The organism is Mycoplasma sp. 888 (assembly GCF_035609225.1).
GTDB lineage: Bacteria > Bacillota_I > Bacilli_A > Mycoplasmatales > Metamycoplasmataceae > Mycoplasmopsis.
The window spans coordinates 695,017-714,928 of sequence record NZ_CP141192.1; the positions used below are offsets into that span (position 1 = coordinate 695,017).

Below are 19,912 nucleotides of genomic sequence, written 5' to 3' on the forward strand. Positions count from 1 at the left end.
TAATTTGTTATTTTTTTTATAAAAATCTTCTTAATTTAGGAAATAAAAAAATCTACCCCTAAGGGATAGAAAATTATCTAATTAAGCAACATATTTTTCAGGATGTTTTTGTTTCATTAATTCGATGAATTCTTTTTTATCCATTGAACCATATTCGTTCATTAAATCAACACATTCTTTATATTCAGCAATAGCTCATTCAACATCTTCAAATCCATCAACTGATGTAATTCCTGGACGTTTTCAGTTTTTATATGTGCTAAAGAATGTTTTAACTGTATCTAAAAATGGTCTTGGTAAGTCTGATAATGAGTTAATGTGATCTAGTCTGTAATCATCAGCGTGAACCGCGATCAATTTTGTATCTGTTTCACCGTCATCAATCATTTTCATTGCACCAATAATTCTTGCATTTAATAATGACCCTGGAATGAATTGTTCTGATGAATATAATAATACATCAAGTTCGTCTCCATCTCAATCTAATGCTTCAGGAATAAAACCATAGTTGCAAGGGTACACAAAATCTTCACGTAAGATTCTATCTACTTCAATTTGTCCTGTTTTTCTGTTGTATTCATACTTAATTCTTGAATTTTTTTGAATTTCAATTTTAATTTGCACTTCTTTTTTCATAGTCAAATTATAAAACAAAAATATTTCACTTACCACTTTGCTTTTTTTTTTTTTTTTACAATAAGGATATAGATAAAAACGAAGGGATATGTATGGAAAACAGAAAATATTATACGAAACCAATATTATGAATATCACTAATTTGAATAATTATTATTGCTGTAAGTTTTTCAATCGTAATATGATGAGCTTTTGTGATAAAAAACAATTATTATTCAGTAAGATTTGGTGGAACATATATGACTAAGGAAGAACTTTCAACAGCAATAATTATAATTAGCTCAATCACTGCAACAATTTCATTTATTTTTTACATAATATTAATATTTTTACAAATCATTGCTATTGTTAGACTTTTTCACAGAAAATGAGAAGATGATATTGCAATAGCAGTATTTTATATTTTAGGCTGTGTATTTGGCCCAATCTTTAGTTTTGGAGGTTCAATATTAGCTACAAAATCTTAAAAAATATGAAGTAGATTAATTTTCTAAGCACTTTAGTTTTCTAAGTGTTTTTTTATCAAGGAAACTAGGTTACTCTAGTTAACTTATCTATATTTTTGATGCTTTTTAAACGCTGCTACAACTGGTTTATATTTAGTTCTATGTATTTTTGTTGGCCCAAGTTCATTTAAAGCATCTAAATGTCTTTTAGTTCCGTAACCTTTGTTATTTTCGAAATCATATTTAGGGTATATTTTCGAATATTCCTTAAGCATTCTATCTCTTGTTACCTTAGCTAAAACGCTAGCAGCAGCAACCGAAAGTGAAATTGAATCACCTTTAACTAAATTGATTTGCTCATAGTTTTCTAAAATTAATTTTTCATAATCTGTAATTATTAAATCAGGTTTGTTTTTAAGTTTTTTAACAATAGATTCCATTCCTAAAATTGATTCTCTCTTAGGATTTGAATTATTGATTTGTTCAAGAGTTCTAACTTCAATAACATATTCAACACAGTCATTAATTATTTGCTCATAAAGTTCTTCTCTTTGTTTTTCAGTTAATTGTTTAGAATCTTTAATTTTGCTATTTGAGTATCCTTTAGGAAAAATCACACCAGCAACCACTAATTCGCCGGCTAAGCAACCTCTTCCTACTTCATCTAAACCGATAATGACATCATATTTGCCTCAATAATTCTTTTCAAAATCTAACATAGGTAAATTATAAAGTTAAATATAATTAATATATTAATTAATTCCAAAATAAGGAGGATTATGGGTTCATTAGTTACAGCACATTGCGATATGTGTAACAAAGATTATAGATATGCTTTTGGAACAATTGCTGATGTAGTTCCATTTGACATTATTCTTAAATTAATGGTTAGAGAGCAAAAATACTTATTAGACTTTGAAACTTATAAAGAAGTATTGAAAAAAGAATTAGCTGAAGATCCACAATTTAAAATTTTATCTCCTGAACAACAAAATAAAGTTTTGGAAACTTCATTTAAACAAGTTGATGAATTCTTCCCCCAAGAAGAAAAAGATATGATTAAAAACAACATACTTTGAGGTGGTTCAGTAGAAATTTATCCAATTGTTGATTTAAGAATCCCTGAAGAACAAAGAGATGTTTTCAATGTTCCTTTAGTTCATTTAGAATTCTTAAGACCTGATGGAACTGTAAAATATGACCGTAAATATAATCAGAATGTTTTATATGTTCAATTCACACCAGATCAAAAAATGTTAACTTGTCCTAAACACATAACGATTTCAGCTAGAAAAGTGAAAGAAGATAAATATTAAGTCAACTATTTCATAATAGAATTTAATTTTCAAATTGCTACCTATTTTAGATAGCTTTTTCTTAATAATGTTTTAATGAAATAATTTCTATAACAGAGTATAAAATAGGTATATCGAAAATAGTAATTTTCACTAATTTACTGTCTAAAATGTATCAATTTTGCACTTCGTTAATTTTAAATTAATTAATTCAAAAAAACTATCTCACATCATTTACCTTGTTCAATCAACACAGAATAAATATCACTACACACTTATTTTTTTACTGTATATAGACCGTAAAAAATAAGTGTGTTATTATTAATATTTTATTAGTTATGTTTCTAATATTACCCCACTAATATTTTAAATATTAGTGGTATACTTTAAACATACTTTATTAATGGAGTAAAAGATATGACAAAATACACAGAACAAGAACAAGTAAGACGTAATAAATTAGACTTTTACAAAGAAAATAATATTGAAGCTTTTGCAAAAGCGGATGGATTAAAAGAAAGATCATATTCAGATGAATTAGCATCTAAATATGAAAATGTATCTAAAGAAGAATTAGAACAAAATCCAGTTTCTGTTGCTATTGCAGGTAGAATTTTAACAATGCGTGGACCTTTCATTTTAATTAAAGACTACCACGGAAAAATTCAAGCTTACTTCAACAAAAAAGAACACGATGAATTTGTTAATACATTAGTTTCATCTTTAGACTTAGGGGACATTATCTATGTTGAAGGTAATGTTATGAAAACTCACACAGGTGCAGTTACTGTTAAAGTTCAAAACATTAAACTCTTAACAAAAGCACTTAAACCACTTCCTGATAAATACCACGGATTAGCTGATGTTGAAGAAAGATACAGACACAGATATGTTGATTTAATTGTTAATGATGAATCAATGCAAGTATTCTGAAATAGAACAAAAATCATTAGTGAAATCAGAAAATACTTTGATGAAAGAGAATATATGGAAGTTGAAACACCATTCTTACACGATTATTTATCTGGCGCTTCTGCTCGTCCATTTAAAACACATCACAATGCATTAGATCAAGAATTTGTTCTTAGAATTGCTACTGAAATTCCTCTTAAAAAACTTTTAGTTGGTGGAGTTGATAGAGTTTATGAAATTGGTCGTATTTTCAGAAATGAAGGAATTGACACAACTCACAACCCTGAATTCACTTCAATTGAGTTCTATGAAGCTTACTCAAACATTGAAGGAATGATGCAACGTACAGAAGAACTTATCAAAAGAGTTGCGGCTAAATTAAGTAAATCAACAGTTATTAACAAAGGTGTTGAAATTGATTTATCAAAACCATTTAACAGAGTCGATATGGTTGAAGCTGTTTCTAAAGCTACAGGTAAAGATTTTAGAAACATTTCATTTGATGAAGCTGTTGAAGTTGCTAAATCATATGGAGTTAAAATTCAAAAATTCCATCAATTAGGTCACATTATTAACGAACTTTTCGAAGAACTTATTGAAAAAACATTAATACAACCAACATTTGTATATGGACACCCATTAGAAATTTCTCCTCTTACAGCTAAAGGTCAAGATCCAAGATTTGTTGAAAGAGCTGAATTATTTATTAACACAAAAGAATATGCAAATATGTACACTGAGTTATCAGATCCAATTGACCAATTAGAGCGTTTTGAAGACCAATTAAAAGAAAAGAACAATGGAAATGATGAAGCTAGTGATATTGACTGAGATTTCGTTGAAGCATTAGAATATGGAATGCCTCCTACAGGTGGATGTGGAATTGGAATTGATAGATTAACAATGTTATTAACTGAAAAAGATTCAATTCGTGATGTTCTTTTATTCCCTACAATGAAACGCAAATAGTATTTAAATTACAGACTTTTAAAGTCTGTTTTTATTATACTTTTTGTAGTCCGATTGTACTTATTCCATAGTCTCCAAGGTATAAAAAAATACTCACCACTATTTTGTGGTAAGTATTATTCAATATAATTTATTATTCTTTTCAATCAATATCTTTTGGATGTTTTGTAGTTTTGTTAACTGTGATATTAGCAACTTTTCCGTTTTTGATTGTGAAAATTTTATCAGCAATTGGTGCTATATGAGGGTTGTGAGTAACCATAACTATAGTAACACCATATTTTTTATTAATGTCATATAAGTAATTTAAAACAATCTTCGAAGTAGCATCATCAAGTGCTCCTGTAGGTTCATCAGCGAAAATGATCTCAGCATTTTTAGCCAATGCACGTAGGATTGAAATACGTTGTTGTTGACCCCCGGACATTTGTGATGGATATTTGTTTTTAACATCTTCTAGTTCAAATTCTTCAAATAACTTATCAATATTTAATCTTTTGCTTTTATCTTTTTGTAAATAAGCACCAGTTTCAACATTGTCATAACCATTTAGATTTTGTAATAAGTTGTAATTTTGGAAGATAAAGCTAACGTGTTTTCTTCTAAATAAAGTAAGTTTTAAATCTGAGTAGTAAGGTAAGTTTTGATTACATACAATAACTTGTCCTCTACTTGGTCTGTCAAGTCCACTTACAAGGTTAAGTAATGTACTTTTTCCACCTCCAGACTTACCAAAGATCATAACGAATTCACCTTTGTTAATTGTTAATGAAACATTCTTTAAAACTCTAGTAGCTGTAGTTCCTGATAAGTAAAACTTACTTACGTTTTTAACTTCTATGACTGCATTACCTGTGTTTTTAAGTTTTTCATTACCATCTTTAGATCTCTTTTTGTTAGAAGCTTTTTTAATAACTCTAGCAATTGATCTGTCTAATACAACTTTGTTACTTCCACCATCAGCATCAAGAATGTCAAATACATTTTTCTTTGTAATTTTGACATCTGATGTCTTTTTAGTTAAAACAACAATTTCTTGAGTATCTTTATTTGTGTCATTGTTTACATTTATGTTTTTATTTTCCATTATTTACCTTTCAATAAATCAATTGGTTTAACTTTGTTAATTCCGATTCAAGATAATATTGACGTTACTAAGAATACTCCTAGAATAACTAATACTGTCACTAATATGTTTAGAGGTGAAATAACAATAGGAATTGCAATAGATGCAGCTGATGTTAAGAAATCACTGAAGATTGATATAAATCCAAATGCTAATGAGATAGCTATTAAAATAGATATAAGAATAAATGGTAAGTAAATTCCATAGAAAATCTTAATTTTTTCTTTTTCATTATATCCGAGAATTGATCAGATAGCTATATTCTTCTCATTTTCTCCAATAAGAATTGTCGAAATAATTACTAATATAACTATAGAAATTATGAATGCTAAGATTGTCACAATAGTTACAATTTTTTGAACTGTTTGTGCAATAGACATTGTGTAACCTACTTCAATAACTTTAGAATCCAAAGTAGTAGCCATAGGAATATATAAGTTGTTATCGAATATATTAGCAAACTTGTTAATGTGTTGTTCTGCATTAGCTCTTGCTAATAAGTAGTTATCTTTAATGCTTTCAGTTTCTTTATATTCAGGATTTATAAATTTAGCAATTTGTAAGTCTGAATATCCTAAAGTACTCATTACTCCATCGATTGTTGAGTTATCTACTGTTTGTCTTGATCCGAATAACGCATCAAACATATCTTCAAGATATTTAGTTGTTAAAGTAGACGTATCAAATGATTGGATAGCCGGTCAGTAACCACTGTTTGAATATAATCCAGCTGATGATAATAATTGCATTGGTAATGGGTGTTTAGACATAATACCGTTAAACACTTCATATTTAGGGTTATGTTTAACTTTATCTAATCCTGTAAGTATATCAGCAGCTTTTTTAGGAATAATAAACTCATTATTAATATATGTTGGATTTATACCTCTAACAATGAATTTGTAAGTTTGTCTCTCTGGTTCTTTATATTCAGGGTTAACTAATTTCTCATAATATTGATTTATCTTATCTTTGAATCTATTTACATTATTGTTTACAACAACTTCAAATTTCGATCCAACTGATAAGTTAAATGCTTTTGATGAAACTTCGTTAATGATAAGTGGAATAGGTTTATCGTTAACGTCAAATCCGTTTTGACTAAACTCGTCATTAATTAATTTAAGTAAATCTTGTCCACTAGTAGATTTAATCTTAATTTGTTTTGAACCTTCTTGGTAACCATATAACTTAATATTTTCGTTGTTAATTTTACCTTTCTTAATTTGATTTGCATTTACGTATGTGTAAAGCTCGTCAAATTCAGGATCAAAATATAACCCACCAAATGAAACTAAGAAATCACTTACAACTGATGTATTAGGATCTTGTTTTAATAATTCAGCATTTTCTTTATAGATTTGTTTGTATCCATTGATTAAGAATTCTCTATATTCATCTCTATAAGCTGATGTTGAAATTATTATTTCATCAAAATCAGTTTTATTTTTGTTAGTTTGAAGATAAACAAATTTACCTAATTCAGGGCTAGTTTCATTTTCTACATAACGGAAGAATCCTGAAACTGTTCCTGCTCGAGCTAACTCAATCATTTTAGTCATATCAAGAATTTTTCTATTACCATCTTGTCTGTAATGTAAGTTTGCTTGTGTTCTTTCAAGTCTTCTACCAATTTCATTTCTTACTGATGTAATTCTTGATTTTTGTGAGTCAGGTAATGAGTTATAAACTTGATCTCATGGGTCAATTGAAACCGATGAATCAATCTTAATGTTAACTGAGAATTGTGAAATTACGTGTCCTTCAAAATCTGTAGGATTTCCGTTTGGATATCTATATGATGTAGTTCCATCAGGGTTTTTGATTGCAAATTTATTTACAGCTGTTGACATACCTGGTTTAAAATAATCGCTTTGATATTGATTAATTTCAGCAATATCTCCAACAGGTACATAAAGTGTATTTTCTAAATCTTGGACTGTGAATAAATTAATCCCACCACCTTCTATTGTAGGTGTTTTTAAGTCAAATTTGTAATTGTAACTTCTGTTTTCATATGTTTTTTTAATTGATGATTCGAATTCACCAAAGGTCGCTATTCCGAACAATGTAGTTATAGCAACTAAAATGATTGAAATACCAAATGATGATAGTTTTCAGAAGCCCTGGAAGATTAATGAAGCAGCAAATTTAGTTTTAATATTTCTCTTCTTGAATAAGTTTGCGTATTTAGCGTGGAAGTCACCAGTACTTACTTCTGTTATTCCACTCATTAAGTCAATTGATTTATATCTTAATGAACGAATTGAAACAACAATAATAAGTATAGACATAGCTGCGAGTGGTAATATGATATTTATTCCAAATGAAACTATTGAGAAGTTTAGCGTCTGAATTGGTACAGCTCAATAATCGCTTAATAACTTAATAGCTTCAGCGTGGATTAAGAAACCAGTTAAGTATCCTGCGATTCCTCCAATAATGATTGTAAAGAACGCAAATACAGTCATTGATAATGAGATTTCTAATGGTGTATAACCTTGAGAAACTAAAATACCAATAGCTTTGTTTTTGTTCGTAATGTATCTTTTAATAATGAAAATAATTGAGATAGCAACTAATGTAATTAAGATAGATAATAAGATTTTTGAAACAAATCCGATTACTTTAATGAAGTTTTTAACTGCAGTAATTCGAATTGCACGTTCAGGGTTAATTCCATCAATTTCATCATCTAGATAAACTCTAGGTAAATCATTTGAGTTATTTATTGCTTTGTTAACAACTTGGATTAATTCTTGTTTAAGATCTTCATTTGTTAAATTTGTTGAATTCTTAACAAGTAAGTACTCTTTAACAACATTTCCTCTGTAAGCTTGTGCAATTTTATCAAACCCTTGTGAGTTAACGTAAACAATAGCTTGGTTATTTGTATTAACTTGTAAGTTTGCTTCATCCACAACCGGATAAATATTGTCATATGTATAATCGTCACCGATAATGATAAATTCTGAACCATTTATATTAATTTTGTAATCTTCAGGAAGATTTTTGATTAATTCAACCATTCCGATTGGATTATTTGGTAATTCACCATTGTAAATTTTCTTGTTGTTTTTAGCTAATCATACATAATTAACTTTTGCAATGTATGAACCTGTTTGGTCAAATTTAAGCGTGTTATCTAATTTGTTAACACCTGTAATTGTGTTGATAATATCATCAATAAGTTTAATAATGTTTACGCCAAATGGTGAGTAATTTTCAATGTTATCTGCAACTTTTGAATATCAGTATTGAATGATTTCGTTGTCAAAAGCAACATCTAAAACTCATTCTTTACCAATTGTCGCAAACACAGGTTTTTCTTTTTTAAATGAACTAATAAATTCACTTAATTCAACATCATTTCTAGCTAATTCTTCAAAGTTAATAATCTTGTCCATTATCAAGTAAGCAATATTTGCTTTATATTTACCATTGTCTCCTAGTTTGTTTGTGTTTGTTAAGAATCAAACTGCAACTTCAGGATGTTTAACAATTGTTAATGGGTGTAATAATGCATGTGAAATTCCTAATCTAACAACTGGAATTTCATTAATTGAGTTACTTAAGTAAATGTTAAATGTATCAAAGTGTTTTAGAAATAATTCATTTGAAAATACACCTTTAATTAAATTTTCTAACACAACTGAATCGATATTTGTAAATTCTGATGAGTAAACATCTTTGAAGTGTTCTGGGTTAAATTTACCGTATAACTCTGCTGTTGCAATGTATGCAAATGATTGAATAATTTCTAACTCATTATCTTGCACATATTGTTTATATTTAGGGAATTTTTTAATTAATTCAGCTAATAATGAATTTGTATAGTTACCTTGTTCATCTTTTGCAAAGAAAATTTCTTTAAGTTTTAAAGTATTTGCAAGTGATTTAGTAATACCAAATCCTGTTTTTTCAAATGAAACAATGTTTTGTGATGATGGTTGAATTAAATCAAATGAACTAAATTCAGATAATATTTCCGAATTGTTAGCTAATTTTAATAATTCAAGAGCAAACTCTTTAGTTTTTGCACTGTCAGCATTTACTGATTTATCAAACATTTTCATTCAAACTTTGAATAATGGATATGCTTCTTTCACATAGAAGAACAGGTCATTATTTTTGTTTGAAATATCTAAGAATTTCTTAATGGCTTCTTGAACTAATGAATGAACTGAATTGTTCTCGATTGGTTTGTATTCTGCAAAGTATTTGTAAATATCTCCAATTGATAAGTTGGGTTGTAATTTAACATTTGAAGTTGTTTGCACAACTAAGTTAAGAACTTGAATTCATTCATTAACTAATTGTTTAGCTTCACTTAAGGCTATTTCTCTTTTATCTTTAGTAAATCCAAACACTTGCGTAGCATCATTTGTTTCTGATGATGGGAATGATGTTAGCGAAACTGTGTTTGCATTTCAATTTTCAAATCTAACTTTGTATGAGTGAACAAAGTTGTAAAGTTTGTCAAATAAACTTAATGAATTTTGATTTGATGTAGATGTATTAGTATTTGCTCCTGCTTCAGTTGTTGAAGAATGTTGAGGAGACATAAAGATGTTAATAAGGTCAAAGTAGTCTAATTTTTCATCATCTGCAACTGGAATTGTTAAATATAATCCGTTGTCATCAATTTCAATATTTGTGCCTTTGTCTGAAAGGTTAAACATTGAAATTATTGATTCTTTAAATGATTTATTTGAACCTGGTAATGCAAATAATGATTTAATAAGTGCATAAATAAAGTCTTTTGATTCAACTCCTGATGTCGCATATTTGTTTACTCTATCTCCGCTTTGATGTTCAGTATAGAACATTTGTTTTTTGCTTAAAACAGCATCAATAAAGATGTCAAAATCAAATAAGTTAATTACATACTTAGTTCAATCAATAATGTTTTTAAATGATTTATTTGAACCTGGATACAAGTTAATAACTTGTCAAATAGGTTTAAGTTGAGGCATAAATGAATTAAATACGTCATATAATGGGTTAGCTCGATCATTAACATCAGCTAATAAAGCAATGTTAATATTGTCTAATAAGTTAAATAAATGTGTTTTGAATGCTTTTTGATCAACTGATCTAATAAATCATTCAATTAATTCAAGTATTGATAATTTTCTTACGTACTTAACAATTTCTTTAGTTCCAGCAGCTTTTGTAATTTCTTTATCAACTAAATGATCATGTTCATTTAAGAAAAAATTGTTTGATTGCTCTGTGAATTTAACGAAATTAACTGATTCAATAATTCCAATGATTGAATCAAGCATAACAATAGGATCTTTAATAACTTTTGATAAAGTTTCTACTTTAACCGGAACTTCTACACCAAGTACATTTAAAACATTAAATAATTTTTGAATTTGCTCAGTTAAATATTGTTTTCTTTCTTCAAGAGTATCTTTTTGTACAATAAATTTTCTTAAGTTTGTAAATAAATTAACAATAAGTTTATTTGCATAATCACCATTTACATTGTGTGATAACTTGTAAAGGAAATCAAGGAACATTTTAGGAATAATCCCTAAATCAATACGTCCTGATGAGAAAATTGTTGCAAATTTATTTATATTAGTTGAATATTCAACAGCTTCAATAAATGCATAAATAATGTCTTTAGTTAAAAATCCTTGTTTTGTTAAATCGGTTTCTAACAATACTTTTTGGATATTTTCAAAAGCTTTATTTAAAGTTTGTTGTGTAGCTGCTTCATTTAAAACATCACTTAATGGTGCTCTATAACCAAAAGGTAAGTAAACAACGTTATCAAATTCATTACTATGTTCAACTCATCCTTCTGGATTGATTTTTGCCATTAATGTCAATTTATTGTTTTCTAAGTATAAATTTGTTTCTTTTAAAGTTAATCTACCAGTCGATAAACGTTCTTTATCAAATTCAGAAACACCTTCTCTTGATAATGAAAGATTTTGTCAGTAAAGTAACTTTTTATTAGTATCATAAACAGGTTTAATTATGTAGTATGTATCTTTTTCTCTTGATGGAGAAAAAGTAATTCCCAATTCAGCAAATTGATTAAAGTCGCTATCAGGTAATAAATTACCTTGTGAATCTGTTTCTGATCCAACAAATTTTGCTAATTTGTAAATTTTCGATCTATCTCAAACTTCAAATAATTTAGTTTCTGGGTAGTTTTGATAAATTTTTACTTGTCCATATGTCATATCTAATGAAACGTATTTTTCATATGGAATAATGTTGTTAATAATTGCACCTAAAATTCTGTCAATTGCATAATATGGTAATTCTCTAGTTTTGAAGTAATCATCAACATTTGAATAAAGATTAAATAAACCTGATGGATTATCAATTTCATTAAAAAGTTTGTTCACATTGTTTTTGATTCCATCGATTTTTTGTTCATTATCACCCATATTAACAAAGTGATATACGAATTTTTCATTTTTAGATGTATCGAATGCATCAATTGTAATTGATTTTTTAATACCTATGTTATCTGCACCAACTTTTTCCAAAACTTGGTTGTAGATATCTTTTTTAACAATATCTAAAGCACCATTTTTAATTTTTGTAAATGTGATATCCCAGATTCTTTTATTAGATAAGTTGTTAAATTCTTCTTCTGTTAATCTATCTCTTGATGTTTCAATTTGTGCAATTGTTTTATATTCATCAAATGCATATTCCGCATAATTAGGAATCTTCGTTCTCTTTTCATAATTTAATACTGGTAAAAGTAAAACGTTATTTGGAACAATAGCACTTACATCATTAAGTAACTTGTTGTAAATATTAGTTAATTCTGAAATTGATTGTGATTTGTTAATTGATGCAGTTTGCAATCTTGTGTTTACATCGTCAGTTAATGCATCAATTTCTGAAACTTTATCCTTGTACTCTGGATGGTTGTTAACTTCTTTTCTTGTGAAGTTATAAATTTTTAAAATAAGAGTTTTTAAGTCATTAATAATAATTTCTTTAATAGCAAAGTCTCTATCTAAATAACCTGGTTGATCTGATAAATCAGCTAATTTAAGTTGCTCATTGTATGTTAAATCATATGTAAGAACTGAATTGTTCTCATAAATTAACTCTTTGTTTTCTTTTAAAACACCTTGTTCATCAAAATGGATAAAGTATTTAAGTGAGTTTTTATTTCAATATGAGAATTTTTTAAATTCTGATGGTAATTCACCATTGTTTCCTTTAATTAAATTCTCCATAAATGTAACATATGCTCCATCTCAGTTTTTCTTGAATGGATCTACATATGTTGATTCATAAACTTTTCTTTGGTAGTATGTGTATTCCTCTTGTTTTGCAGCTCATTTTAAAGGAATGTTGTAAGTATGATTTGTTTTAAAAACAAATGAAATCGGTTTGTCTAATGTTTTTGATTCATCATATAAAGCTGAATAATCAAATTCTGAATTTAATTCAACATTGAGAATATCAGTTGGTTTAGCATCATCTGGAATGTTAATTAAAGTTGAGTTCTTATCTTTATTAAGAATGAAAATGTAATTGTTATCTTGATATTTATCAAAACCAAGTTTGTCTGCAAGTGTTGCTGGTTCAATACTTAAACAAACTCCTTCGTACATCCATTCTTTACCTTTAACCAAGTTAAAAGTGGCTTCTTTTGTGACAATATTTAAGAATAAAGTTTTAACTTGAGAAAGAATAACATTACTTTTAGTATCTGTTGTAATGTATGCAATGTCTTCTAATTTATAAGTTTTATCAAGCACAAAGTGGTCATTTAAATTTAAAACAACTTGGGTTGTAACAGGTGAATATGTGTCATTTTCTTTTTTGTATAAGTTAACAACGAAATCAGTTTTCATTTTCATTGTTTTGATGGCTTTATCAAAATCTAATGTTAATGAACTTGCGTTTTCATTCTTGAAATCATAAGTGTTGTAGATTTTTATAAAGTCAATTCTATCAATGTATTTGTTTTCATATTTTTTCTCATCAACAAATAAACTTAATGGAATAAATGAATCTGTAATTTTTGTTAAATCAATTACATAACCTTCTTTTTTGTAATTATCTGTTATATAGTTAATTCCTTTATCATAAACACTTTTATTTTCGTAAACAAGTGAATCTGATTTTGAAAGTCCGTTAACAAAATATCCATCATTGTATGCTTTCGCATTTGTTGATAGATTTAAATCAATTGTAATATTGTGTGAAACTGATTTTTTCTTAGCGATTTCATATTGTTGCTTCATTGATTTAGCAGCATCATTTAAAACAGTGAAAACTCCTGCTGTTAAAAATACAAGGATAGTTAACCCTATAACAGTAGCTTTGTTTTTAAATAATGATTTAAAGACTTCTTTAAACAAATTCTTCATAAAATCCACCTTTAAAAATTTACTTATAATTAATTTATTAATTATAAAGTATTTTTATATAAAAAAACAACCGGAAAACCAGTTGTTTAATCACTATAACTTTTCAATTTTAGTTCCGTTTTCTGTAACTGAATTATTACTATCAATAACTTCATCTGAAATTAAATCAGCAGAAATACTTTCTTCTTTATTATCATAAAAATCAGTTTGTGTACTTTGTTCAATATCAGAAACAGAAGTCATTTTAATTAATTCATCTAAACCTACAGCATTAGCTTTTTCTTCTGATTTTTCTTTTTCAGGAGGTAATTGTAAGTTTTTAGCAATATATTCAATTTCTTCTGCAACAATTGTTTCTTTTTCAAGTAATGAAGTTTTAATCAACTCTAAAAGTTCTCTATTTTTCTTAATAACTTTTGTAGCTATATTTTTAGCTTCTAACATTATTTTTCTAACTTCAAGATCAATTTCGTGACTAATTTGGTTAGAAATTGATGAACTTGTAGCTAAAGTTTTTCCTAAGAATGGAGAACCTTCTTCTTCTTGATATTTAATCGGACCTAAATCTGACATACCAAATTCAGTAACCATTCTTCTGGCAATTGTTGTTGCTTTGGAAATATCATCTGCAGCACCTGTTGAAATTTTATCTTCTCCATAAATAATTTCTTCTGCTACTCTACCACCCATAAAACTTGCTATAGAAGCTAATAATTCTTCTTTAGTATAGTTATATTTTTCATTTTCAGGCATCATTAAGTTATATCCACCAGCTTGACCACGTGGAATAATAGTAATCTTTTGAACTTTATTACCACCAGGAACTTTTATACCTACAACAGCGTGCCCTGCTTCGTGGTAAGCTACTAATGTTAATTCTTCCTTAGTAATAGTTCTAGATTTTTTAGCTGGACCAGCCATAACTCTATCGATTGCTTCATCGATTTGATCTCTTGTAATAATACCTGTATTTTCTCTAACTGATAAAAGAACAGATTCGTTAATTACGTTTTCTAATTGAGCTCCTGAGAAGCCAGGTGTTCTTCTTGCAACATTTTCGAACGAAATATCACTTGAAAGACGTTTACCCTTAGCGTGTAGTTTTAAAATTGCTTCACGTTCTTTTACATCTGGTAATCCAACTGTAATAACTCTATCAAAACGTCCAGGTCTTGTTAAAGCAGGGTCTAAAACGTCTGTACGGTTTGTAGCAGCAATAAATAATAACCCTGAGTTTTCTTTAATACCATCCATTTCAACAAGAAGTTGGTTAAGTGTTTGTTCACGTTCATCATGACCTCCACCAATACCGCTTCCTCTTGTTCTACCAATAGCATCAAGCTCATCAATAAAAATAATTGCTGGTGCATTTTTACGTGCTTCTGCAATGACTTGTCTTACTCTTTTAGCCCCCATACCAACAAATAACTCAACAAAGTTAGATGCTGATACAAAGAAGAACGGAACATCAGCTTCTCCTGCTGTCGCTTTAGCTAATAACGTTTTTCCTGTACCAGGAGGACCTCCTAAAAGGATACCTCTAGGCATTCTAGCTCCTGACACTTCATATTTTTTAGGGTTTTTTAAGTAATCTACTATTTCTGAAATTTCTTCAATTGGTTCTTTATTTCCTGCAATATCAGAGAATTTTTTATCTGATTTAATAATTTGAGCAGGACTATTGTCGCCAAACATAGCCCCACCTTGCCCTGACATCATTTTAGCTTGTGATCTAAAAATAAAGAACATTATTCCAAGAAATAATAATGTAGGAATAAATGGAAGAACGTATGTTGAGAAGAATCCTGGTTGTGGTGCTGCTGCATTTTGAATTTCTCCTGAACTTATCACACCATTATTTAAAAATTTTGTTGCTTCTTTAAGAGAATCTTTAATTTCATACACTTCATTTATGAAGTTAAATGAACCAGGTGCAACAAGCTCATGTTGATAATTATTTTTTATAAAAATACCATACATTTGGTTAGTGAATGGATCAAATTTAATTAATTTAAAGTATGTTCCATCATTTTGATTATTTGCTGCATCCTTAATGTATTCAACAAATTTGCTTGTTGAAATATTTTGAGGACCTGTTAACTTATTAATAATTAAGTAAAGTCCAACTGATATTATTAAAACAACAACAAAAGCTATCAATATACCAGGTCAACGTTTTTTTCTTGGCATTTTATCTCCTTTCTTTGAGATGTTTTATTATTTAATATTTTTATATTATACCTTATTAATTTAGCAATTCGCCCTTTAATTTGACAAAATATAAACCGTTCTTTAATAGGTATTTTGAGGTTCTATTTTTAGACAGAATAAAATCAATAATTGATTTGATTTTCGATGAGCTTAATTCAATGTTTTCATCATAAAAATATGTGTGAATGTATTGATAAACTAAATGTTTTTTGTACTTGAGTTTTTCAAAAACATCTTGCTTGAATCTTGATTCTTTTCAAATTTGAAATTCTTTTTGAATTTTTTTTCTTTTGAAACTTAAAAAGAAATTTTTTACTAGTGTACAAGATATAAATGTATTTTTATAGAGTGTTTTTTTAGCGAAATTTAATCTTATTTTATTTCTTGAATATTTAGGTAAATTGTTCGTATAATCAAAACAAAAAGGTGTGCGATTTTTTTGATTTTTCTTTGTTATTGTATTCTTAAAATACTTAAATAAATAAGGTCTATAAATATTAATTCCATCAATAAGATTTGATTGTTTTATTCCATAGAATAAAACATTTCTTTTAGACTGCTTTTGCATATATGCAGTCTCAAAAAAATCATCTTTGTTATGAGAAATTAACAATTTATCACAATTTTCTTTTACATAAACTTCTTTGAAAAATTTATATCTCTGCTCTCTAGCTCAAGATTGAAAGTTACCTTTAACATAATCATTTTTAGATAACTCTAAAACATAAAACTTGATATTATGTCTCTTACAAAAATTTTCAACTACTTTTTGATCCAAACCGCTGTCAGTACGTTGATTGTAATTAACGTGAGCAACAATTATATTTTTGTTTTTATATTCATTCAACATGAACATACTGTCTGGTCCACCACTAACAGCTAGTAAATATTTAGTTCTTTGATTTGACATTGTATTTGTTCATAATAGTTAGGATATCATTGTAGACAAATGAAATTGAAGCTTCTGCAGCTTTATTTAACACAGGTTCTAAAATCAACATTTGTTCAGGTGTAAAATTACCTAAAACAAAATCTCTTAATGGTTCTGTGTGTTCTGTATTAATTCCGATTTTTAATCTTTTAAATTCTTGAGTACTAAGCATTTGAACAATGTTTAAAACACCATTATGACTCCCTCCTGAACCACCAATTTTAATTGCACTTTTTCCTAGTGGAAAGTCTTTTTCATCGTGAATAATCAAAATATCATCAGGATTAATTTTGAAAAATTGAGCTATTGCTTGAATGAATTCACCTGATTTATTCATATAAGTCATCGGTTTTGCAATTATTAAATCATCTAACTTAATGTATTCTCCATTAAATTTAGATTTATTTAACTCAACACCCATTTGCTTACAGATTTTATCAATAACCATAAAACCAACATTGTGTCTAGTGTATTTGTATTTATCTCCTGGGTTTCCTAAACCAACTATCAATTTCATTACACCCTTCTTTCTGTTTCGATAAAGAATCTTAAGTTTGTATGCACTTGATTAGCACTTGTTGCGTGTATTCTTTCAATTAAATTTTTGTAATCAACACTTTGGTCAATAAATATTTGCAAGTGTTTAATTGCTCTTGATGCACCGGTATAAAGCATTTTTTTGCTTTGCATAAATGCGTGTTCATTATGAATCACCATAATAACAGAGTCAATTTCACTACCTTGGAATTTGTGAATTGTAGTGCTATATGCAAGTTGAATTTGTTCTTGAAATTCTCTTAATGAATACTCAATTTCTTTTTTTCATTCATCCCCTCTATAGAAAGTAATTTTAATTTTCTTAACTTTTTTATTACCTGATTTAGAGGTTGCGTCCTCGTAAACAACATCAGTTATATAACCGATATCACCGTTAGAAATATTTTCATTATTTCTATTTTCTAACTGCATAACTTTATCGTTTATTCTATATTCAATTTGACTATAGTTTTTTCAGTTTGTTGCAAAAACATCATTTTTATTTATTGCATTTTGAATTTTCTTATTAACTTCATTAATTCCATATTGATGTCTGTAAGTTGGAATAAGGATAATAACATTATTAATTCCAAATTTTTCAACTTCTTTTGTATATAGCGTTAATAAATCATTATGAAAGTTTTTGTCATCTACTTTAACTAAATCAACTTCACAAGGTTTAAACATTGAATCATCAACTTCACCTCTATTAATATTTGAAAAATGTTTTCAAATTGTTTCTGAATCACTTCTATAAAACTTAGTTAAGTGTGTTGTAGGTATATTTTGTGAAAAAATTAAATCATCTAATAAGTTACCTGGTCCAATTGCTGGTAACTGGAAAACATCCCCGATTAAAACAATCTTTTCTAATTTAGGACTTGCTTTTAATAATTTATCTAATAAGTTAACATCAATCATCGAAAACTCGTCAATAATTAAAAATCTTAAATTAGCAATTTCTTCTAAATTAGTTAAAGAAATTTTTTCATCAGTATTAGCTATTTGTAGGTAGCTGTGAATCGTTTTAATTTGGTGTTTAATCTTTATAGAAACATTAGTTGCAGCTCTACCTGTTGGTGCCAAGATAGCAAATTCATTTGTTTTAACTTTGTTTTTCTTTAATGTTTCATAAATATGCTTAATAACAAATGTTTTTCCTGTCCCTGGTCCACCACTTATTATTGAAATATTTTTGTTTATGAAATTATCATAAGCAGCTTTTTGTTGCTTTGACAAGAATTTCAAATCAATCATAGCTTCAGATTTTAATTTGCAAATTAATTCTGAATTAGCTAATTTCATTAATCTGTTGTAAATATATGCTTCTTTATCAAATGTAGCTTTCAAAGTAAAGAAACCAGGTAAAACTTGAATTAAATGTTCATCTCTAATAAATCTTTCAAAAATAATATCTGCATCAATTTTGTCATTTATGAATGAAAAATCACTTTCTTCTTCATTTATTAATGAATTTCATTTTATATTCGCATCTTCAATAGCTTTTTTGAATTTTACTTGCAATGTATCTAAATCAAAAATTGTATTGTTTTGAGTTTCTAAATCTCAAACAACTTTATATAAGTAAGCTACGTATCTTTGATAATTTTCTTTAGTTCAATTTAATAAGAATGCAAAAGTATCAACTTTAAAAATATCATCACTTACTTTATCTATAAACAAGTAATAAGGAGAGTTATTTTTGTAATATTCAATGAAGTTAAATTCTCTAGAACCGTGAATAGTCGCTAATTTTTCAACTAAATCACTAACTCTTGGGTTATTAAATAAATTTATATTTTTCTTATCTTCTTCAGTTAAGTTTAGTAGTGATTTTAATCTTGCACTGTTTTCTTGATAATATTTAGCTAATGATTCTAGTTGTTTATCAGTAATTACACTTAATAATTTATCTCTATAATTTTCAATATCTGCTAGTTTAGTAAATAAATCTTGTCCAAATTCATCAATTATTTTTTTAGCAGTTAATTTTCCAATGTTAGGCACATTTTTTGAAAGATAATCAACTCAATCTGTTTGCACATCTTCGATTATCAACTCTAAATTCTTAATAATTTTTGAATTTTTGTAACTAGCTTTAGGATTATCTCCAAACTCGACTTCGTATTTTTTATATAAATTCGGAAAGACATTTGTAACAAAAACTAAGAATGTTTGACTTTTACCTTCAGGTAAAAATAACATAAGTGCTCAACCTAATTCTTTACCACCTTTAATTTGCTTAATAAATTTACCCTTCATTTTCTCTCCTTTTTTTCTATTTATTTAAATTATAAAGATTTAATTTTTATATATCACTCTTTATTTCAAGTGTCAAATTGAACTGTTTTTGATAAGTTATCCACATACTTAAAACAATAAAATATAAATATGTTAATAAGTACTTTTCTTACTTACATTTTAGATACTTTAGTTGTGGATAACTTTTGCATAAATATGTTGTTAAAGCTGTTTATAACTTA

The 19,912-nt window shown here is 27.5% G+C and carries 11 protein-coding genes; 3 read left to right on the forward strand and 8 right to left on the reverse strand.

What is annotated here, in order from left to right; translation table 4 throughout:
• Positions 1–81 precede the first annotated feature (81 nt).
• On the reverse strand, positions 82–636 hold the full coding sequence (locus U5U50_RS03175) for an inorganic diphosphatase (protein WP_324672730.1): 555 nt from the start codon (positions 634–636) through the stop codon (positions 82–84).
• 194 nt (positions 637–830) lie between these two features.
• On the opposite strand from U5U50_RS03175, the gene U5U50_RS03180 reads away from it, so the two are divergent.
• Positions 831–1,103 (forward strand): hypothetical protein, encoded by a 273-nt coding sequence (locus U5U50_RS03180; protein ID WP_324672732.1) that lies wholly within the window; start codon positions 831–833, stop codon positions 1,101–1,103.
• Between the two features lie 83 nt (positions 1,104–1,186).
• Here the strand turns inward: U5U50_RS03180 and U5U50_RS03185 are convergent, their stop codons facing one another.
• Positions 1,187–1,801, reverse strand: coding sequence for a ribonuclease HII (locus tag U5U50_RS03185; RefSeq protein ID WP_324672734.1), 615 nt, complete (start codon positions 1,799–1,801; stop codon positions 1,187–1,189).
• Positions 1,802–1,861: 60 nt separating this feature from the next.
• Between U5U50_RS03185 and U5U50_RS03190 the strand changes: the two genes are divergently transcribed.
• Both U5U50_RS03190 and lysS read left to right on the forward strand, forming a co-directional pair.
• Positions 1,862–2,398 carry a hypothetical protein gene (locus tag U5U50_RS03190; protein WP_324672736.1) on the forward strand — a complete coding sequence of 179 codons (537 nt, stop codon included), beginning with the start codon at positions 1,862–1,864 and terminating at the stop codon, positions 2,396–2,398.
• 396 nt (positions 2,399–2,794) lie between these two features.
• On the forward strand, positions 2,795–4,258 hold the full coding sequence (lysS, locus tag U5U50_RS03195) for a lysine--tRNA ligase (protein WP_324672738.1): 1,464 nt from the start codon (positions 2,795–2,797) through the stop codon (positions 4,256–4,258).
• 133 nt (positions 4,259–4,391) lie between these two features.
• Here lysS and U5U50_RS03200 read toward each other — a convergent pair whose 3' ends face one another.
• The 6 genes from U5U50_RS03200 to U5U50_RS03225 form a co-directional block, all read right to left on the reverse strand.
• On the reverse strand, positions 4,392–5,345 hold the full coding sequence (locus U5U50_RS03200) for an ABC transporter ATP-binding protein (RefSeq protein WP_324672740.1): 954 nt from the start codon (positions 5,343–5,345) through the stop codon (positions 4,392–4,394).
• Complete coding sequence (locus U5U50_RS03205) at positions 5,345–13,750, reverse strand: ABC transporter permease (protein WP_324672743.1); 8,406 nt, start codon at positions 13,748–13,750, stop codon at positions 5,345–5,347. Before U5U50_RS03205 ends, U5U50_RS03200 begins: the two co-directional genes overlap by 1 nt.
• A gap of 93 nt (positions 13,751–13,843) precedes the next feature.
• Positions 13,844–15,940 (reverse strand): ATP-dependent zinc metalloprotease FtsH, encoded by a 2,097-nt coding sequence (gene ftsH / locus U5U50_RS03210; protein WP_324672745.1) that lies wholly within the window; start codon positions 15,938–15,940, stop codon positions 13,844–13,846.
• Between the two features lie 55 nt (positions 15,941–15,995).
• Positions 15,996–16,871: a tRNA lysidine(34) synthetase TilS gene (gene tilS / locus U5U50_RS03215; protein ID WP_324672747.1), complete on the reverse strand. Its 876-nt coding sequence runs from the start codon at positions 16,869–16,871 to the stop codon at positions 15,996–15,998.
• Positions 16,852–17,409, reverse strand: a complete 558-nt coding sequence (gene pth, locus U5U50_RS03220; RefSeq protein ID WP_324672749.1) for an aminoacyl-tRNA hydrolase — start codon at positions 17,407–17,409, stop codon at positions 16,852–16,854. Before pth ends, tilS begins: the two co-directional genes overlap by 20 nt.
• A complete protein-coding gene (locus U5U50_RS03225) occupies positions 17,409–19,691 on the reverse strand; it encodes an AAA family ATPase (RefSeq protein ID WP_324672751.1) in 2,283 nt (760 codons plus the stop codon). The genes pth and U5U50_RS03225 overlap by 1 nt, the downstream gene beginning before the upstream one ends.
• Positions 19,692–19,912 lie beyond the last annotated feature (221 nt).